Annotated in this window: 14 protein-coding genes; 6 read left to right on the top strand and 8 right to left on the bottom strand. The window is 43.4% G+C overall.

Translation table 11 applies throughout. The annotated features are described in order from the left end of the window. Window positions 1-188: 188 nt before the first annotated feature. The 4 genes from AAEY72_RS10160 to AAEY72_RS10145 form a co-directional block, all read right to left on the bottom strand. Window positions 189-1,511 (bottom strand): FHA domain-containing protein, encoded by a 1,323-nt coding sequence (locus AAEY72_RS10160; protein ID WP_352310427.1) that lies wholly within the window; start codon window positions 1,509-1,511, stop codon window positions 189-191. Between the two features lie 79 nt (window positions 1,512-1,590). Next, window positions 1,591-2,445: an RsiV family protein gene (locus AAEY72_RS10155; protein ID WP_352310426.1), complete on the bottom strand. Its 855-nt coding sequence runs from the start codon at window positions 2,443-2,445 to the stop codon at window positions 1,591-1,593. Between the two features lie 764 nt (window positions 2,446-3,209). After that, window positions 3,210-4,805 (bottom strand): peptide chain release factor 3, encoded by a 1,596-nt coding sequence (locus tag AAEY72_RS10150; protein ID WP_352310425.1) that lies wholly within the window; start codon window positions 4,803-4,805, stop codon window positions 3,210-3,212. A gap of 190 nt (window positions 4,806-4,995) precedes the next feature. After that, window positions 4,996-5,901 (bottom strand): hypothetical protein, encoded by a 906-nt coding sequence (locus tag AAEY72_RS10145; RefSeq protein ID WP_352310424.1) that lies wholly within the window; start codon window positions 5,899-5,901, stop codon window positions 4,996-4,998. Between the two features lie 309 nt (window positions 5,902-6,210). Between AAEY72_RS10145 and AAEY72_RS10140 the strand changes: the two genes are divergently transcribed. The 3 genes from AAEY72_RS10140 (at window position 6,211) to AAEY72_RS10130 (ending at window position 10,905) form a co-directional block, all read left to right on the top strand. Beyond that, on the top strand, window positions 6,211-6,624 hold the full coding sequence (locus AAEY72_RS10140; RefSeq protein WP_352310423.1) for an Ohr family peroxiredoxin: 414 nt from the start codon (window positions 6,211-6,213) through the stop codon (window positions 6,622-6,624). A gap of 317 nt (window positions 6,625-6,941) precedes the next feature. After that, window positions 6,942-9,920, top strand: coding sequence for a DNA polymerase I (polA, locus tag AAEY72_RS10135; RefSeq protein WP_502945365.1), 2,979 nt, complete (start codon window positions 6,942-6,944; stop codon window positions 9,918-9,920). A 562-nt stretch (window positions 9,921-10,482) separates the two neighbouring features. Next, entirely contained in the window at window positions 10,483-10,905 is a 423-nt protein-coding gene (locus tag AAEY72_RS10130) for a hypothetical protein (protein ID WP_502945364.1), read from the top strand. Between the two features lie 51 nt (window positions 10,906-10,956). Here the strand turns inward: AAEY72_RS10130 and AAEY72_RS10125 are convergent, their stop codons facing one another. Continuing rightward, complete coding sequence (locus AAEY72_RS10125; protein WP_352310422.1) at window positions 10,957-12,261, bottom strand: right-handed parallel beta-helix repeat-containing protein; 1,305 nt, start codon at window positions 12,259-12,261, stop codon at window positions 10,957-10,959. A 178-nt stretch (window positions 12,262-12,439) separates the two neighbouring features. Between AAEY72_RS10125 and AAEY72_RS10120 the strand changes: the two genes are divergently transcribed. Continuing rightward, the gene (locus AAEY72_RS10120; protein WP_352310421.1) at window positions 12,440-12,772 is read left to right on the top strand and encodes a hypothetical protein; all 333 of its coding nucleotides are present in this window, start codon (window positions 12,440-12,442) and stop codon (window positions 12,770-12,772) included. A gap of 101 nt (window positions 12,773-12,873) precedes the next feature. Here AAEY72_RS10120 and AAEY72_RS10115 read toward each other — a convergent pair whose 3' ends face one another. From AAEY72_RS10115 to hemH, 3 genes are all read right to left on the bottom strand, one after another. Next, complete coding sequence (locus tag AAEY72_RS10115) at window positions 12,874-13,131, bottom strand: hypothetical protein (protein ID WP_352310420.1); 258 nt, start codon at window positions 13,129-13,131, stop codon at window positions 12,874-12,876. Next, the gene (locus AAEY72_RS10110) at window positions 13,091-13,720 is read right to left on the bottom strand and encodes a hypothetical protein (protein ID WP_352310419.1); all 630 of its coding nucleotides are present in this window, start codon (window positions 13,718-13,720) and stop codon (window positions 13,091-13,093) included. Before AAEY72_RS10110 ends, AAEY72_RS10115 begins: the two co-directional genes overlap by 41 nt. 191 nt (window positions 13,721-13,911) lie before the next feature. Then, the gene (hemH, locus tag AAEY72_RS10105; protein WP_352310418.1) at window positions 13,912-14,931 is read right to left on the bottom strand and encodes a ferrochelatase; all 1,020 of its coding nucleotides are present in this window, start codon (window positions 14,929-14,931) and stop codon (window positions 13,912-13,914) included. 300 nt (window positions 14,932-15,231) lie between these two features. Between hemH and metX the strand changes: the two genes are divergently transcribed. Further along, window positions 15,232-16,770 carry a homoserine O-acetyltransferase MetX gene (gene metX / locus AAEY72_RS10100; RefSeq protein ID WP_352310466.1) on the top strand — a complete coding sequence of 513 codons (1,539 nt, stop codon included), beginning with the start codon at window positions 15,232-15,234 and terminating at the stop codon, window positions 16,768-16,770. Beyond that, window positions 16,767-17,384 (top strand): methionine biosynthesis protein MetW, encoded by a 618-nt coding sequence (metW, locus tag AAEY72_RS10095; RefSeq protein WP_010201738.1) that lies wholly within the window; start codon window positions 16,767-16,769, stop codon window positions 17,382-17,384. The genes metX and metW overlap by 4 nt, the downstream gene beginning before the upstream one ends. The last annotated feature ends 240 nt before the right edge of the window (window positions 17,385-17,624 follow it).

The following is a 17,624-nucleotide window of genomic DNA, read 5'->3' as shown; positions in this document are numbered from 1 at the left end:
GTCTCTTAACACAATATTGGCAAAAGGCCATAAACTTAAAAGCAATCTTAAAAAGAGAGTAAAAGTACAATTAAAATATAGCGTCAACACTCTCATGAACGTTGACGCTATAGAACGCTAGTTATAAGTATAAGGACGTTAGCCTTAATTCATCTCAGCATGACATGGTGGACATGACAAAGCTTGGCTTATACACCGCCCATATTAAACAGCCATAGCGCTAAGCCAATGATAAGAATGACGGCAAATACCCATATAAACCAACCACCACTAGGCTTTTTCTCTACGTATCCAGCATTAGCGGGGTTATCGATAGCTTGGTCCATGGCATTGTTGCCTTCGGTACCAAGGTCACGAGCCTGCCCTAAATTGGCCGTACCCGAAAACTGAGCAGTTGCTGCTTGCTTGGCACGCAATACATCCGGATCAGCTTCTTCCTGTAGTTCAGTTTTGGTGGTTTTGTCGTGTGCTGCACTGTCTAAGGACTGTTGCTCGACAGTAGGCTGTTTAGTTAGTGGCTGCTTTTCAGTAGCTACTGGCTCTTCAGTAACAGGCGTCTCAGTTATTGTTTCTTTAGGCACGACCTCTTTAGACATGGCATTCTCTTGCTCAGTAATGGGCGTCGGCTCGTCTACTGCGGCGGCGGCAACTGGAGTCGCTTGCACAGGTGTGGTATCCACAGTATCTTTGGCGGTCAAGACTTCTTCAATCATCGTTTCTTTAACGACTGGAGTAGCTGTCTCATTAGCCTTATCAACCTTGCTTTCCGTAATATCCGCTGGTTGAACAGGAGTGCTATCCGAGCTATTCACTGATGACAACACATCTGCAATGATGGTTTCTTTCACGATAGGCTCAACCTCTACAGGCGGCTCAGGATTCACTTCTGGTGTATCAGTAGCCATCTCTGGTTTGTCAGCAACAGTCGGTGCTAGCTGCTCTTCTACGATAGGAGATGGACTAATCTCAGAGTCAATGGTTTTGGAAGCAACAGTTTCAGAATCAACACTGCTCGAATCGGCAACGCTAGACTCAGCATCATGGGCATTAGTAGAATCTGATGCGAGAACTGGCGCAGCAGTAACATCAACGATAGGTTCGTGGTCGACTATCGGTTCTTCAGCGATGACTGGCTGCTCTACAGCTTCATCCACTACAGCTTCATTTACGACACTCAACGGTGTTACTGTGAAGGCAAAACTGGCAAAGCCAAGCGTATCATTGGCCTCAAGATGCTTAGACTTATTGCTATCAATACGTTGTTCATTAATAAACGTACCGTTAGAGGAGTCCAAATCTTTGACGTACAGCTTACCGTTTAGTACGCTCAGCACCGCGTGATTGCGTGATACTTCCTTGCTGCCAAGTACCACATCATTATCACTGCCACGTCCGATAGATAGGCTGTCATCGACCGTCAGGGTCAGTTCTCCAAGGGCTTCTGTTAAAGCGTTAAGACGCCAAGTATCTGTAACTGTTGTCGCTGCTGTATTTTCTATATCGCTCGTCATAACATCGCTCCTTAATTTATTATTAAATGTTCAATGGTTCTCTAAAATTTATGACTCATATTATTTCGGAATAAAACGGTTATTTGGGCATAAAACGCGGCTTGATCACACCACCAAGCTTACTGTAAGGGATATTTAAGACTGGCATCCCATAAGCATAAGGCCCAATAGAATAATGTTGATAGCGAATATCGACGCCTTTATCCGTCAGTGTGACGTTATCACTCAGGGTAAATGGCCAGTTCTTCTCATAGCTGCTTAGGTCATTGTCGACCGTTTTTACCCATGTTTTATAAGCAGCGTAAGCTTGCGCCTCAAAACGTGATTTTTTGCCTATCTGTAACATATCTGCCAGTTGGATTTGTTTTTTGCTGCTGGCATCGAATATTAAATACTCACTATAGGGCATGCCATGCGCGCCACCTGTAAACACATACGAGTTGATTTCAAACAATTCAAAATCACTCACATGCCCCAAATAATCAGGCGTGACCATCAAATTATACGACCCTGAACTGTCGTTTGGCATATCTATAAATTGTGAGCTCGCAAAGTCATCGATAGCTGCCTTGACAATGGCTGGCGTCGCTCTGGTGTTAATGGATGCTGACTCAGTCGGTTTACTATTGACGACGAAATGATTGATATGGGCATTGGTAATATCGTTTATCCAATCATGATTGGTTTTGAGATACTTAATCTCAATCTCTGGACAATTTTGTCGTTCGGCACATTTCTCTTGCACATCGTTGGGCAACTCATAATCCAAATAATCGGTACTGCTAATGAGATTACCCGCATTAGCAGACATCGCCATTACCCCAAACAGTAGGCCAGTCACTAACGTACCAACTCGGCGTAGACTGGTCGTTCTCATTACTAACGATTGGTTGGCTTTTGGTGTGGCGCTACTAGATTGAGGTGTGACTGTCATAATTTTTTCCATAAAAAAACAATGGCTAATAATATAATGGTTAATGATATTCTACCGTAACTACTGTGATGTATTGTTGAAACACTGTTTGTGTTTTTGAGGTATTAGGGCTTGTCTTCAATTCACTCGATAGTCATCTAAATGGGCTAAAAATGGCTAAATCTTGCCAAACATCGTCAAATAGCTGGTTAATATCCCGATATTATCTGCGCTATTTTTCTTGTTTGACGGCAATTTATCTCATTTTTATCACCATTTTTGAAATGAAGACACGCCCTAATCTTTTGAAGTGCCAGTTTCAAAAGACTGGTTTCAGAGTACCCGTATCAAAGTGCCATTTCTAAAGTATTGATGTATCGATGTTTATGAGAAATAGCGATTTAATAACGGACTAGGGTATGTTGAACATTCAAATGTGGAACTGGCAGTGGCTATTTTTTAGACAATACGCAGTGAAATTTTTGACGCCTAGTCGTTCTAGGTTAGACAATTTCGCCATGTATTGGCAAAAAATAGCCTTGCCCTGAAAGGCTGATGCTAAAATCGTCCCAAACGTTGTTGTAAACCTAGCTAAGGTATAGACATTATCGTCGGTTTACGCCTGATTTGATAAAACGTTTGGAGCGATTTTAGCGATCAGCAGTCCTAATATTTGAATGTTCAACAGACCCTAAACGACAGGCAATAAAAAAGACACGGCTAGCGTGTCTTTTAAAAAATAAAAAATAGGTTTCAACCATTTACTCATACTTAAATAACAGATATTAATGCTCGCGAGTATTGCTAAAAGTCACTTCTGGATAACGATCTTGCATCAGCTGCAAGTTGACTCGCGATGGCGCAAGATAGGTCAGATAACCACCGCCATCGATTGATAACTGGTCGTGGGCTTTTTTCTTAAACTTAGCCAAGGCCACATCATCATCGCAATGGATCCAACGTACCGTTGCAATCGATACTGGCTCAAAAATACATTGAACCTTGTATTCTTCTTTGAGACGATGCGCGACCACTTCAAACTGTAGTACACCCACCGCGCCCAAGATTAAATCGTTGTTAATCTGCGGCATAAAGACCTGTGTAGCGCCCTCTTCACTTAGCTGCTGTAAACCTTTTTGTAGAGCCTTGGACTTCAGAGGATCTTTTAGAACGACACGGCGAAACAATTCAGGGGCAAAATGAGGGATACCGGTAAAGTTCAGCTCCTCACCTTCGGTAAAGCTATCACCGATAGAAATTGTCCCATGATTATGCAGACCAATAATATCACCCGGATAAGCTTCTTCTAGCGCTTCACGGTCACCGGCGAGAAAGGTCAGTGCATCCGCAATACGCACGTCTTTACCCAAGCGTACATGCTTCAGCTTCATGCCCTTCTCGTACTTACCTGAGCACACGCGTAAGAACGCAATGCGGTCACGATGACGCGGATCCATATTGGCCTGAATCTTAAAGACAAAACCTGTAAAATCTGTCTCAGATGCTGAGACTTCACGCTCAGTAGTCGGATGGGCTTTTGGGGGCGGTGCATATTTCACAAGGGTATCGAGTACCATATTGACACCAAAGTTACCCAGTGCCGTACCGAACAATACTGGCGTCATCTCGCCCGCTAAAAATGCCTCTTCGCTAAAGTCTTCTAGCGCCATTTGTACCAGTTCAAGCGACTCTTCAAAAGCATCAAACATCAGCTTCCCAAGACGCTCGCGTATATCCGGATAATCATAACCTTCACGGGTCTCAGAGACCGTCATCTTGCCGCCATTACCTTTTTCGTAAAGGTAAGTCTTATTTTCGGTCAAATGATAGACGCCAACGAAATCCTGCCCCATACCAATCGGCCACGTCAACGGAATACATTTAATCTTAAGCACCGTTTCAATTTCACTCAGCAGCTCAAGCGGCTCACGAATCTGACGATCTAGCTTGTTCACAAACGAGATAATCGGTGTGTCACGCATGCGGCAAACTTCCATCAATTTGATGGTTCGTTCCTCAACGCCTTTCGCACCATCAACCATCATTAGCGCGCTATCGACAGCAGTCAACGTACGATAGGTATCTTCACTAAAGTCGGCGTGACCCGGGGTGTCTAGTAGATTGACCATATGGTCTTGATAAGGGAACTGCATGACTGAAGTGGTGATAGAAATACCACGCTCCTGCTCCATACTCATCCAATCGGACGTGGCATGACGGTCAGTTTTGCGGCCTTTTACTTCGCCAACCACCTGAATCGCTTGACCCCATAGCAGCAGCTTTTCGGTCATGGTGGTCTTACCTGCATCGGGATGAGAGATAATGGCAAAGGTGCGGCGTTTGGCCACTTCTTTGTTCAATTTCTTTGGATCTACGCTCATAATTTTTGGCTTCAACCTTAACTTCAAAAAGGCTGTCTCTCAGACAGTAACTTTCTTTTGGGTATTAATTTCAATAAATAAAATAAATAATGGGCGTATTGTAGCGGATTTAGCGTGAGGGTGCAGAATTAGCGCATAAAAAAACACTCTCTAGATCGTTAAATAGAGAGTGTCAGTCATTTTTTGGAATTTAATAATAGCGCGTGATTTGCGCTGCCAAGAAGTCCCCTGCCACCTCATTGACTAGCGTACAGTCAACGACACCGCGCACACTGTTGGTATTCGGGTCAATGCGGCCTTGCGCCACATAATCGGCTTCATAAATATCATTATCATATTCAACACCATTGTATCGATAAGTGGGCTGGTTGTTAAACTCAAAAAACGTCACTTGCGCCGCTTTTTGGTCGTTGTCAAAACCCACCCCAAAGCGCGAGGTGCTAAAGTCTCTATCGTCGTTAAAACGTTCTTCGGCCGCGTCAATCCATCTGTTTAGCGTACTATAGCCCGTTTTATTACTGTCACTAAAGGCCAAAAACGAGCGCTCGCTAGTGACAACTGGAATATAACAAACCGAGCCAGCTGGGAACGTCACATTGGCTGGAATATCAGGATAGTTGTTCAAATCAGTAATGATGCCGCGGCTGTTGTCTATATTGGTGCCAGAACTATAACTACCAGCGTTCAAACCTGCTAAATCAAGGGTTTTATAGGTGGTCTCATAGTTCAATTTATTGTTGCTGTTTGTCTCATAAATAGGACGTTTAACCGTGCGACCATTGACTTCAATATCGTTATTTTCCAGTCTGCCTTCAAAATCATCTGCCAGCACGGTTCTGTCTAAGTTATTAAGACTTTGGTTGTTGTAACTGTTGACCAGATTTTTTATTTTTATTTCACGTCCACCAGTACGGTAGGTCTGTTCGATTCGCGCAATGGCGCTCGCGTTGGCTTGGTTGTCATAGCTATTAGAAAAGCTCGTCAGCGTAATTTTATTGCCGCCTGAAACGTAGACACCGTCATCGTCTTCGCCACATCCCACGAGTGCCATTGCGAGCAAGGATAAGGTCATAGGCAAAAATACTGTTGCTTTCATAATAAGGTGTCCTTACGGTTAAGATGTTTTGCACATCTTTGCTGATAATGTTGGTATGAAATTGGTATGAAAACCATGTTACTAGTTTACATCAATGTCGCCATGACTTATATATCTAAAGCTATTAATTGTGTAGCAGGGCTTATTGGTGAATGTTAAAAATATTCTCATTATCCATGCAAATGCTCACTTACAAAGTCGTAGCATATAGTTACGACGGACCTATGGAGCTAGGTGCATAGTTTGTTATGCTTAATGGCTGATTGAATTTAATAATTATATAAATAAACCAATTACAAAGGATGTGTTATGAAAACTCTATATTCTACTCAAGCAACCGTCACTGGCGGTCGTTCTGGTAAGGCTAGTCTGCAAGATAGTGATTTGACCATTAACATGGTCGCACCGGGTTCAGGTAAAGATGGTAATAATCCAGAGCAATTATTTGCGATGGGTTATGCGGCTTGCTTCGATGGCGCACTTGCGGCAGTCAAAGGCGAAGAAAAAGCAAAATTTGACTCGACCACTCAAGTATCGGTAGATTTACGTAAAGGTGAAGGTCTAGACTTTCAATTGGCGGTGAAAATTCATGTGGCTGCTGAAAATACAGAGCTATCTGCTGATGAATTTCAACAGCTGGTCGAGAAAGCCAATAAAGTTTGCCCATACTCGAAAGCCACACACGGTAATATCGACAGCGAAGTGACGTCAGAAGTAAAATAATCTCTGATCAATGACAGTATCAGTAATAGACATAAAAGAGCTCAGTTAACGCTGGGTTCTTTTTTTTCTTAAATTTTGGTCAAAAAATAATAACGTTATAGTGGATTCACTTTAAAACAGATACAGTGCGACTGGGATGAATTTTTCGTAGCCTCTGTGATAGCAGCAAGCAAGGAAAATTGATATCAGCCATACCGTCGCGTTTTTATAATATTTTAACTATAGAACCTATCATAACTTTTAAGCAGTTCGGCACACGTCATTTTTATCGTTATAATAAGCACATATTTCTATCTAATAGCTGATAAGTGACCTTTATGACTGATCCTATGACCGACTCCATTACCGACAGTGACCACAACTCCCATCAAGCGATTGATCCTGCCGCTTTGCCAAACTTTGATACCATGCCCAATGTGGCGACCATGGACACTAGTCATGTGGACAGCAATCAGCCCCCTTTTATCTTGGTTGATGGCTCTTACTATCTGTTTCGCACTTATCATGCCTTGCCAAAAACCATGCAAAACTCGCAAGGTCTAATAACCAATGCCATCCGTGGCACGCTCAATGCCTTGCTTAAACTGATGCGACGCTATCACCCCACTCATATGGCAGTTTGTTTTGATACCAAGTCACCCACTTTTCGCCATCATATGTCTGCTGATTATAAAGCCGCTCGTCCGCCCATCGACATAGAGCTGGTAGAGCAGATTCCTTATATCCATCGCTTGGTGACCGCATTAGGTATTCCGCTGTTGCGCATCGAGGGCGCAGAAGCCGATGATATCATCGGGACATTGGCGCATCGTGCAGTCGAACAAGGCCATCACGTCGTCATCTCCACCGGCGATAAAGACATGGTGCAACTGGTTAATGACTGCGTCATATTGGAAGACAGCTTTACTGGCAAAGTCACGGACACTCAAGCGGTCGTAGACAAACTTGGTATCATGCCAAACCAAATGATTGATTTTTTGACCTTGATGGGTGATGCCTCAGACGGTATCAAAGGCGTGCCTGGTATCGGTAAAAAAACGGCAAAAGACCTACTCGTTGAGTATGGCGACATCGGCAATATGTTAAAGCATATTGGCTTTATCAAAGGTCGCGGTGCTAAAGGTTTGATTGAACACGCTGATGACATTCCGTTTAATAGGAAGCTGGCCACCATCGTGACAGACTTAGCTATCGGTCAAGATTGGAACGATCTGAAAATCAATACCGATCCTTGTGCTCATATAGACGAATTACGCGAATTGTATAATGAGCTTGAGTTTAGAAACGAGCTAGCGTCTCTTGACCACCCAAACCATCCTGCCAATGGCTCGCAGAGTGTCGCTGACAGTCAAGCAGATGCTGAATCACAAGCACAAATCGCTAAGTCGCTACAATCAAGCAAGATGGATAATCTCAAAGACAGCCAAAATCCTGATAGAGCATGGCACACGATTTTAGACGAGCCTGCTTTTGAGAGTCTGATCCAACTACTAGAATCTACGCCACATTTCGTTATAGATACTGAGACCACTAGCGTTTATTGGCGTCAGGCGGAAATCGTCGGTTTGTCCTTTGCTGTGCAAGCACATGAAGCGTACTACATTCCGCTGACGCATAGTCTAGAGGGTGACGAGCTAACGGCTAAACAGCTCGACCGTGATACCGTTTTGACACGCCTAAAGCCAATTTTAGAAAATCCAAATATCGGTAAAATCGGTCAACACCTAAAATACGATGCGCATATTCTCAGTCATTATGATATCGATTTGGTCGGTGCCATTCATGAACAACCCAATAATTGGGCCATGGATACCATGCTTGCCAGCTATGTGATTAATGCAGCGGCCACTCGCCACGGTATGGATGATTTGGCGCGTCATTATCTACAAACGCAGACTATTAGCTTTGAGGAGGTCGCGGGTAAAGGCGCTAAGCAAGTTACGTTCGACCAAGTCGCCATCGATATCGCCAGTGACTATGCTTGTGAAGATGCTGACATTACCTATCAATTATTTGAGGTGTTTAGCGTTGAGCTGGCGAACGATGCCAATAATACCAAGCTGCTACATGAGTTAGAGATTCCAACGGCAGAGATACTTTGTCAAATGGAAGCAAATGGCATTTTAATTAAACGCCCATTCTTAAACGAATTATCTAAGCGCTTCGATGAAGAAATTATCGTGCTTGAAAAACAGGCTTATGAAATCGCTGGCGAAGAATTTAACTTAGGCTCACCTAAGCAGCTCGGCGAAATGTTATTTGAGAAACTCGGTGTTCCGGGTGGCAAAAAGACCAAATCCGGTCAATACTCTACTGGTGAAGCCATACTATCGAAAATTGATCACCCATTGGTCGATATCACCTTAGAATATCGCGGACTATCTAAGCTCAAAAGCACTTATACCGATGCGCTTGATAATGTGGCTGATGCTGAGACTGATCGTGTGCATACCAGCTATCACCAAGCATTGACCAGCACGGGTCGTTTATCTTCGACTGATCCCAATTTACAAAACATTCCGATTCGTACTGCAACTGGTCGCCTAATTCGCCAAGCCTTTATCGCACCAGCAGGTCGTGTGATTCTCGCAGCGGATTATTCACAAATTGAATTGCGTCTCATGGCACATTTTTCAGGTGATAAGAACTTAACTGACGCCTTTAACGAAGGGTTAGATATTCACGCTGCCACCGCTGCTGAAGTACTGGGTAAGGATGTCGCAGACGTTACCTCGACCGAGCGCCGTAATGCCAAAGCCATTAACTTTGGACTACTGTATGGCATGAGTGCCTTTGGACTTGCCAAGCAATTACAGATGAGCCGCAATGAGGCGCAAGACTATATCGACATGTACTTTGATCGCTATCCGGGCGTCAAAAACTACATGATCAATACTCGTGCCAGTGCCCATGAGCAAGGCTATGTCGAGACGATATTAGGTCGTAAACTCTATACCCCTGATATCACCCATAGCAACCGCATGGTCAAGCAAGGCGCTGAACGTGCTGCGATTAACGCACCACTACAAGGCTCAGCGGCAGATTTGATTAAGCTTGCTATGATTGCCGTCGATAAGGTATTGCCAAAAGAGCAAGCTAAAATGCTGCTACAAGTCCATGATGAACTGGTGTTCGAAGTCGATGCCGATAAGGTCGATGAGATTAGCCAGTTGATTACCGATGCAATGCAAGATGTCTTAAGGACGACAGCCGTGGAAAAAGGCTGGAACGTCAATTTTGCAGTGCCATTATTGGTCGAGACTGATAGTGGTCAAAACTGGGATGAGGCGCATTAATTACAGACTGTCACTCGCTTAGACCTGAGATAAGTGGTCTTTAGATGCTTAGAAAAAGTAAAAATTTCTAATAACCAAGACTACAATGAATGATTAGGGCGTGTCTTCATTTCAAAAATGGTGATAAAAATGAGATAAATTGCCGTCAAACAAGAAAAATAGTGCAGATAATATCGGGATATTAACCAGCTATTTGACGATGTTTGGCAAGATTTAGCAATTTTTAGCCCATTCAGATGACTATCGAGTGAATTGAAGACACGCCCTAACTATTATTCATATTAACAATCACTTATGACCAGTTGGTTATATTTTATAACGGTAATATCTCAGTATAGGCGTTATAATGGTGGCACATTAAATCATAATTATTCATTCATTATTTTTTGCTTTGAAGTGAGCCTTTGCGCTCACTTTTTTGTTTTTAAAAAATCGGGAGTCATTTATTTTGAGTTCAGATGGCATCATTGAAGCCCCTGGCATTATACTGTTGATAGCATGTTTATTGCGCAGCTCGCAATATGTTATACAGAGTCATGTCAGACAAATTAAGGCTTTTTGGTTGGCAACAGTGCTGGTTTTTGTCGCTGTTATTCGTCGAGAGTTGAACTATCTACCAGATTTACTGGTTCCCAGTGATTTTTCATTTCTCAATCAGTCTTATGACTGGTGGGAAGACAGTGTACTGACCCTTATTTACCTCGTTGCGCTTGGCTTATTGGCTTACTCGAGGCGTTACCTTTGGGCAGTGTTGAAGAACGTTCATGTCTCACTCTATCTCAGTGTCACTGTATTGGCTGTGATACAGTATATGGGAGAGAACGCTATTGTCTTCCCTCACGCTTTTGGTGGGATAGTTGAAGAGCTGGCTGAAACCCTTATTTATTTGATTGCCTTGCTGTATTTATGGAAGTTTACATTAAGCGACTTTGAATCCTGCCTCTTGCACAAGTTAAATGATGGATTGAGCCACGCCAATCACTAAAACCGTCAGTGCAGTGTTTATGGTCTATCAATATTGCTTAAATATCTACGGCTACTCAACATGGGTAGCCGTTTTGCTTGCAGCGCTAATCTCAATGGCTTGTTCGATAGATTTATCGATAAAGGTATTGTTTTTAATCTGCGTATTCATTATTGCTCCGACTGTGCTTTGTTCACGAATCTCAGAACCAACACTGATAGGTAAGCGGACGTTTGCTGCGAACTTATTGCCCTTAATCAGCGTGCCGTCATCCTCTACGATAATCCCCTGCTCGACTTGCTCAAAACGGTTATTAATGATCTGATTGTCTTTAGCACTGTCTAAATGATAGCTGGCAAATGGCGTTTGCTTAACCAAATAAGCACCGCATTCAAAACCTTTCAGATTGCGTGACTGTCTGGATGCCACCCATACACCAACTGGCTCATCTTCAAAAATATTGTTGGCGATAATATTGTCACGGCTCGATTCAGTACGTTTAAAATGGTTGCCCCGTGTCGGGTCATCGGCGTGCTCAAAGCAATTGCGATATAACAATATACTGCCTGCGCCATTATGGATAAATTGATTGTTTTCGATACGATTGTTGCTCGATGAATCGACGGCGATAGCTTCACGATTGGGTTTAAACGTACGAAAACCATTCCCGACGAACACAGAGTTTTTAATCACGTTATCGCGACTACCAAACTCTAAATAGAGCCCAACGGTGCCTGCGTTTTGGATATGCACTTTATCAAAAGTGATGTCATGCACATGATCGCCGACGAACATCCCACTATTGATACTATTACGACTGCTGGCATTAATGACTCGGATATTGCTTGGCGCAAGAGCACGGTTGGCAGCAGGATTAATAAAGCCACGCGCGTAACGCTGATTGGGATTGCTATATTGGCGAATGTGCAGCGCATGACCGTAGCCCTCCACATGACAATTAGCAACGGCAATATTGTCGATAGCCACATCCGCTTTAGGCTTAATGGTAATAGCACTAGCTTTTGATGGGTCATCAGCCGTGGTACTAAGCCGTGCGCCTCGACAGTCGAGTGAGCTGTTTGAGTGGTTCAGCTCAAAGCGTATCGACTTGCCTGTCAAATCACAGCCGTTACTGAGTGCGCTATGACCTTTTACCGTCAATGTCTGCTTAGGTTTCAATGGTGCACAATTTATTATCGTTGTAGCTTTTGGTAGCTTGGCATCGATTATAAGCGGCGGCTGTACATGACTCGTTTCTCTCATACCCTCAGGATTAATAAAAGGCAAACGTTCGCAAGCTGTCATGCCTACCGTGACACCCATCAACGAGGCTGTTATTAACGAGAATGTGAGTAAACCCTTCTTGCTGGCGACCATTAAGCACCTCTTATTTATTGTCCGTCTTACATTTTTTGAACATCCTGTGACACCTTACTACTATCAGTAGCTATCATAACGCGTCACACTAACTTTGATAAATGAATCTTGATAAACAAAATCAACAATAACAGCTGATAATTATCTAATAATAACCGCCAATAACAAGGAAACCACTATGGACAATTCAAAGAGTCCACTACCAGAAAATATGGATCACATTGAAGGTGATACAAACATCAATGATAATAATCAAGAAGTGAATCTAGACAATCCTATGCTGCACACGATTGATAATGATGATGTGATTGACAATAGTGCTGGGTTTGATAATTCAGAAGTCGGTACAGATGCCACGCAAGGACTAACGCCCATGCATCACCAAAATATCGACGAATCACGTGTCGATGAAGTCTTGGTTCAAGACAATTTAGATGACAATAATTATCCAGATGCGATGGATATCGCTGATAGAGAGGCAGCAGAACGTAGTAACGATGATGCTTTTTAGGATAACTATTCAGTCATAAAAAATCCCGCTCGATAGCATTGAGCGGGATTTTTTGTTTCTTAGAAGGTGCTTAAATTTTAAGGTTTTATCAAATTCAAAAACTACACTGCTGACACTGGCTGATCGGTCCAAACATCTCGGTAACTGGTGTAGTAAGTGAGCAACATGATTGGCAGTATTAAAAATACACCCAGTCCCAAGGTCAGCATGGTCAGGATGGGTAACAACAACACAGATATTAAACCATACACTAAAATAGGCACGACATTAACTTTGCCTGCTTCAAAGCTTTTTTTCATGGCGGTAATGGGTTCGAGGTTATGTAGTACCACTAACGCTGGCGCAAACCACAGTGCCATATAAAGTGGGATTATCAGTAGCATAGACAACAGATAACAGATAACCAAGGAAAATACTTCCTAAAGAGATATCATTCATCATTCCGTAACTACTACCCATACCGCCTGTCATCATAGAAAACATCATACTACCCATAGCGATAAACAGCGGAATCATACAAATAATAATACCTACTAAATATAATAAGCCAAGGGTTAGCAAGGGCTGCCAATGACTTTTAAATGCTGAAAATAAATGATCAAAACGCAGCTCTGCCCCTGCCGATTGAGCTGCTGCACCTTTAATAAAGCCCCCAAGAAACATAAACAGGGTCGGTATGATCAGGATATTTAATAAAGGTATTGAAGAAGCAATGCCAACGATCACTAGAAATGTCACACTCATGCCAAACCATAATAATGATTGATCTTTAAACAGTCCAAACGCTTTAACAATCCAGCTCATGCCAGCCGCTGCATCACATTTTCTTGGACTTGCCAATAACTGCGGTAATGGGCTGCCATACTCATCAGTTGGCGGTAAGTTCGGTGGTTGTCCATTTGGTTTTTGTAGAGACACATTGGATTGTGAATGGTTAGAGCTGGACATAGTCATCCTTAAAGATAAAGTTAAGCAAATATAAAGCTAGCAAAGGTTTTAAATAGTTGTTTGGCATATTCTCACACATTGATAACGAATACCCCAACTTTATTTCATTCCAGTCAATTCAATTAAAACCATTTAGACAAAAAAATACCGGATGCTATGTCCGGTATTTTTTGATTTGCAAATTTAATCAATTAAGCCCAACCATCTAGCGTGCCTGCCCAGCCTTTGACTAATGGCGCACTCATGGCTTCTAATAAATCAATATGTGCCTCATCGGCATTCAGCGCTGGGATATAGTGATACTCTTGCCCGCCAGCATGAAGAAAGTTCTCCCGGTTCTCAATCGCCAATTCTTCTAATGTTTCTAGACAATCCGCTGAGAACGCTGGACTGAGAATTTGTACTGATTTTACACCTGATTTAGCCCATTCATCGAGTATGACGTCGGTATAAGGCTTAACCCATTCTTGCTTACCAAAGCGTGACTGAAAGCTGATAATCCATTCATCATCTTTTAGGCCAAGCGCTTGTGCCACTTGCGCTGCGGTACATTTACAACGTCTAGGATAAGGATCGCCTTTATCCATATACGGCTGCGGAATACCGTGGAAGCTAAACATAAGCTTGTCAGGTTTGCCATGTACCGCTTGAAAGCGACGAATACTATCCGCTAATGCTTTGATATATAAAGGATGCGCGAAGTAGTCTTTAACTATCGTAATATTAGGCAAGTTACGCTGCTTTAGAGACCATTTAGTAATGGCATCGTACACTGCGCCCGTTGAAGTCGCTGAATACTGTGGAAATACGGGTAACATCACAAAGTGGTCAACGCCTTCGCTACGCAGTTTGTCCATCACATCGGGCAAACCTGGATTACCATAGCTCATTGCAGAATGGACAGAAACGCGAAATGGTGCAGCCTGCTCAGCCAAACGCGTATCTAACATCGCTACTTGTTGGTTCAGGATATTGCGCATTGGCGAGTCACCATCCCAAATACTGGCATAAGCTTCTGCCACGCGTTTAGGACGGCTTGGCAACACAAACAGATTCAGGATAATCGCCCACAGGAATTTTGGGATTTCAATCACACGCGGGTCTGATAAAAACTGCTTTAGGTAGCGACGTACCGCAGGCGCTGTCGGCTCATCAGGCGTACCAAGGTTGACCAATAGAACAGCAATACGTGGGGACAGTTTTGGTTTCATAAAGTACTATTTTATTATTAGGTTGATTAAAAAAGAATATAGGATAAACGATTATTAGTGTAGCATTTTATAGTGCGATAACGCATGGTAAAAGTAGCAACCCTACAATTTGATACGCACTGAGTTTTTACTGTGCGCGAAAGACTCAACTCGAAGGTTGTGCTCATCCACGCATCGCCATACAATAGGCAAGCATATTGCCGTCCTATTTTTTATTGATAATTGTCGTCTTGCGAGGTAGCTTTGAACGCACGTCCTGATAGTACTACCAGTGACCACTCCCCAAAAGATCACGCTCATGTGGATAGCTCAGTCGATACAGTTGGCTCAGTTGGAATCGTCACACCACAGAACTTCCATTTCGCTGAACCCTTGACCTTGGAGTGCAATCGAACCTTGCCCTCGTTTGACTTGATGGTAGAGACTTATGGCACCCTCAATAGCGATAAATCAAATGCGATATTAATTTGTCACGCCTTATCTGGTAACCATCATGCGGCAGGCAGGTACAGTGCTGATGATAAAAAGGCAGGCTGGTGGGACAATATGATTGGCCCCAATAAAGCCATCGATACCAATCAATTTTATGTGGTGTGCCTCAATAATATCGGTAGCTGTTTTGGCTCGACGGGTCCAACGACGATTAATCCAGACAATATTAATTCAAATAGTGTCAAGCCAAACAGTATCGATTCAAACAGCGTCGATTCAGAAAAAGCAGACAGCGCTAGCGCATCAGAAGTTTATGGTCCTGACTTTCCGTTAGTCACCATCAAAGACTGGGTCAAAACCCAAGCCATGCTCTCAGACCGTCTCGGTATCAATGTTTGGCATGCTATCGTCGGTGGCTCTATGGGCGGTATGCAAGCGCTGCAATGGTCGGTCGATTACCCTGAGAGGCTGAAACGCTGTGTGGTCATCGCCAGCACACCGAAGCTCTCCGCACAAAACATTGCCTTTAATGAAGTGGCGCGGCAGTCTATTCTCTCCGATCCGGACTTTAAAGACGGGCGTTATTTACAAGCTGGCACCTACCCTCGTCGCGGACTGATATTGGCTCGTATGGTTGGTCATATCACCTATTTGACCGATGATGCGATGAAAGCCAAGTTTGGTCGTGATTTAAAATCTGGCAAATTTATGTATGGCTATGATGTCGAGTTTCAGGTTGAGAGCTATCTACGCTACCAAGGCGAGCGCTTTAGCGAAAACTTCGATGCCAATACTTATTTGCTTATGACCAAAGCGTTAGACTACTTTGACCCAACGCGTGGCTATCTGTCAGTACAATCATCCGTACAGCCATCAACACCATCAGTAGACTCTACAAATCCGGTGGAGTCTGGAGCGCTACTTGAGGAATCAATCGCGGCGTCTGTCGAAACGACCAAAAATGCGACCGAAAAATCCGCTAAATATGAGCTTGCAGATGACCTAGCTACTGACAATGTCGCCACTGAAAACTTAAAAACTGATAATGAAACCGACAATGACAATGACGCTCAAACTGACAATGAAATTGATCGTCAGCAAGAATTAGCGGCGCTCAAAGCGGCCTTTGCCCATACTCAGTGTCAGTACTTAGTGGTCTCGTTTACCACCGATTGGCGCTTTGCCCCTGAGCGCTCGCAAGAGATTGTCGATGCCTTAATGGCGACTGGAAAACCCGTCAACTATATCAATGTCGATGCACCGCATGGTCATGATTCCTTCTTATTCGATATCCCCCGTTATATGGGTGCCGTCAGAGGGTTTTTGACTGCGCCATTTATCACGGACAGCCAGTCAAAAAACAGTCAGTCGAAAAACAGCCATCAGAAAACTGGAGAGCACTCATGAGAATGGATCATCAATTGGCTGAGCGTTGGATTGCCCCGCAGTCCCATGTACTAGACTTAGGCTGTGGCAATGGCGAATTGCTCGCGCATTTGCAACAAAATCGCGGCGTAACGGGATATGGGCTTGAGATCGACGAAGAAAAAATCAATGATGGTATCGCCAAAGGGTTGTCCATTATCGAGCAAGATCTGAACGATGGTCTCGCGCGTTTCGCTGATGATAGCTTCGATACCGTCGTCATGGCGCGTGCCCTGCAAGCAGTCAAGTCACCAGATGTGCTCTTGCTCGATATGCTGCGAGTTGCCCGCGAAGCAGTTATCACCTTCCCTAACTTTGCCCATTGGCAAAACCGTCTGCATTTAGGGCTTAAAGGCATGATGCCCGTTTCAGAAGCGCTGCCTTACGAATGGTATAACACACCAAATATTCATCTATGTACCTTTAAAGACTTTGAGCAGCTTTGTGCCAAGCATGACATTCATATTATTAACCGCTTCGCCGTTAGTGATTCGGAAAAAGGTCACACACCGCTCATGAAAGCATTGATACGCCAAGCGCCAAATCTGCTGGCAGACGTCGCTATTTACCGCGTGACCAAACAAAAACCCGTATAGTCATAGGCAATTCTACTTCCTTTTAAGCTATCTAATGATGGCTAATAAACACCTTTTTAACCTTAATACATTGTTAATTCTTTATTACCTCTTAGTAACTCTATGATTTTGTTGAGGACGCTAAGGTAGCGTTGAGGATTAAATCATGTAATTAGTATTTGAGTTTCGTAAGTTTGGGTGTTAAGCTAGCAAAATAGTGTCAACCGCACCCTGATTTCGACCGTTTATCGGTCCGACTAA

The organism is Psychrobacter sp. W2-37-MNA-CIBAN-0211, from assembly GCF_040309405.1.
In the GTDB taxonomy this organism is placed as follows: domain Bacteria; phylum Pseudomonadota; class Gammaproteobacteria; order Pseudomonadales; family Moraxellaceae; genus Psychrobacter; species Psychrobacter glaciei.
Note: the sequence above shows the minus strand (reverse complement) of the source record. Positions and strands in the feature narration are given on the sequence as shown.

Coding starts and splice junctions, on each gene's coding strand:
- AAEY72_RS10140 (WP_352310423.1), top strand. CDS start 6,211: ATGAAAACTCTATATTCTACTCAAGCAACCGTCACTGGCGGTCGTTCT.
- metW (WP_010201738.1), top strand. CDS start 16,767: ATGAGAATGGATCATCAATTGGCTGAGCGTTGGATTGCCCCGCAGTCC.
- polA (WP_502945365.1), top strand. CDS start 6,942: ATGACTGATCCTATGACCGACTCCATTACCGACAGTGACCACAACTCC.
- hemH (WP_352310418.1), bottom strand. CDS start 14,931: ATGAAACCAAAACTGTCCCCACGTATTGCTGTTCTATTGGTCAACCTT.
- AAEY72_RS10125 (WP_352310422.1), bottom strand. CDS start 12,261: ATGGTCGCCAGCAAGAAGGGTTTACTCACATTCTCGTTAATAACAGCC.
- AAEY72_RS10160 (WP_352310427.1), bottom strand. CDS start 1,511: ATGACGAGCGATATAGAAAATACAGCAGCGACAACAGTTACAGATACT.
- AAEY72_RS10120 (WP_352310421.1), top strand. CDS start 12,440: ATGGACAATTCAAAGAGTCCACTACCAGAAAATATGGATCACATTGAA.
- AAEY72_RS10150 (WP_352310425.1), bottom strand. CDS start 4,805: ATGAGCGTAGATCCAAAGAAATTGAACAAAGAAGTGGCCAAACGCCGC.
- AAEY72_RS10115 (WP_352310420.1), bottom strand. CDS start 13,131: ATGGCACTGTGGTTTGCGCCAGCGTTAGTGGTACTACATAACCTCGAA.
- AAEY72_RS10145 (WP_352310424.1), bottom strand. CDS start 5,901: ATGAAAGCAACAGTATTTTTGCCTATGACCTTATCCTTGCTCGCAATG.
- AAEY72_RS10110 (WP_352310419.1), bottom strand. CDS start 13,720: ATGTCCAGCTCTAACCATTCACAATCCAATGTGTCTCTACAAAAACCA.
- AAEY72_RS10155 (WP_352310426.1), bottom strand. CDS start 2,445: ATGACAGTCACACCTCAATCTAGTAGCGCCACACCAAAAGCCAACCAA.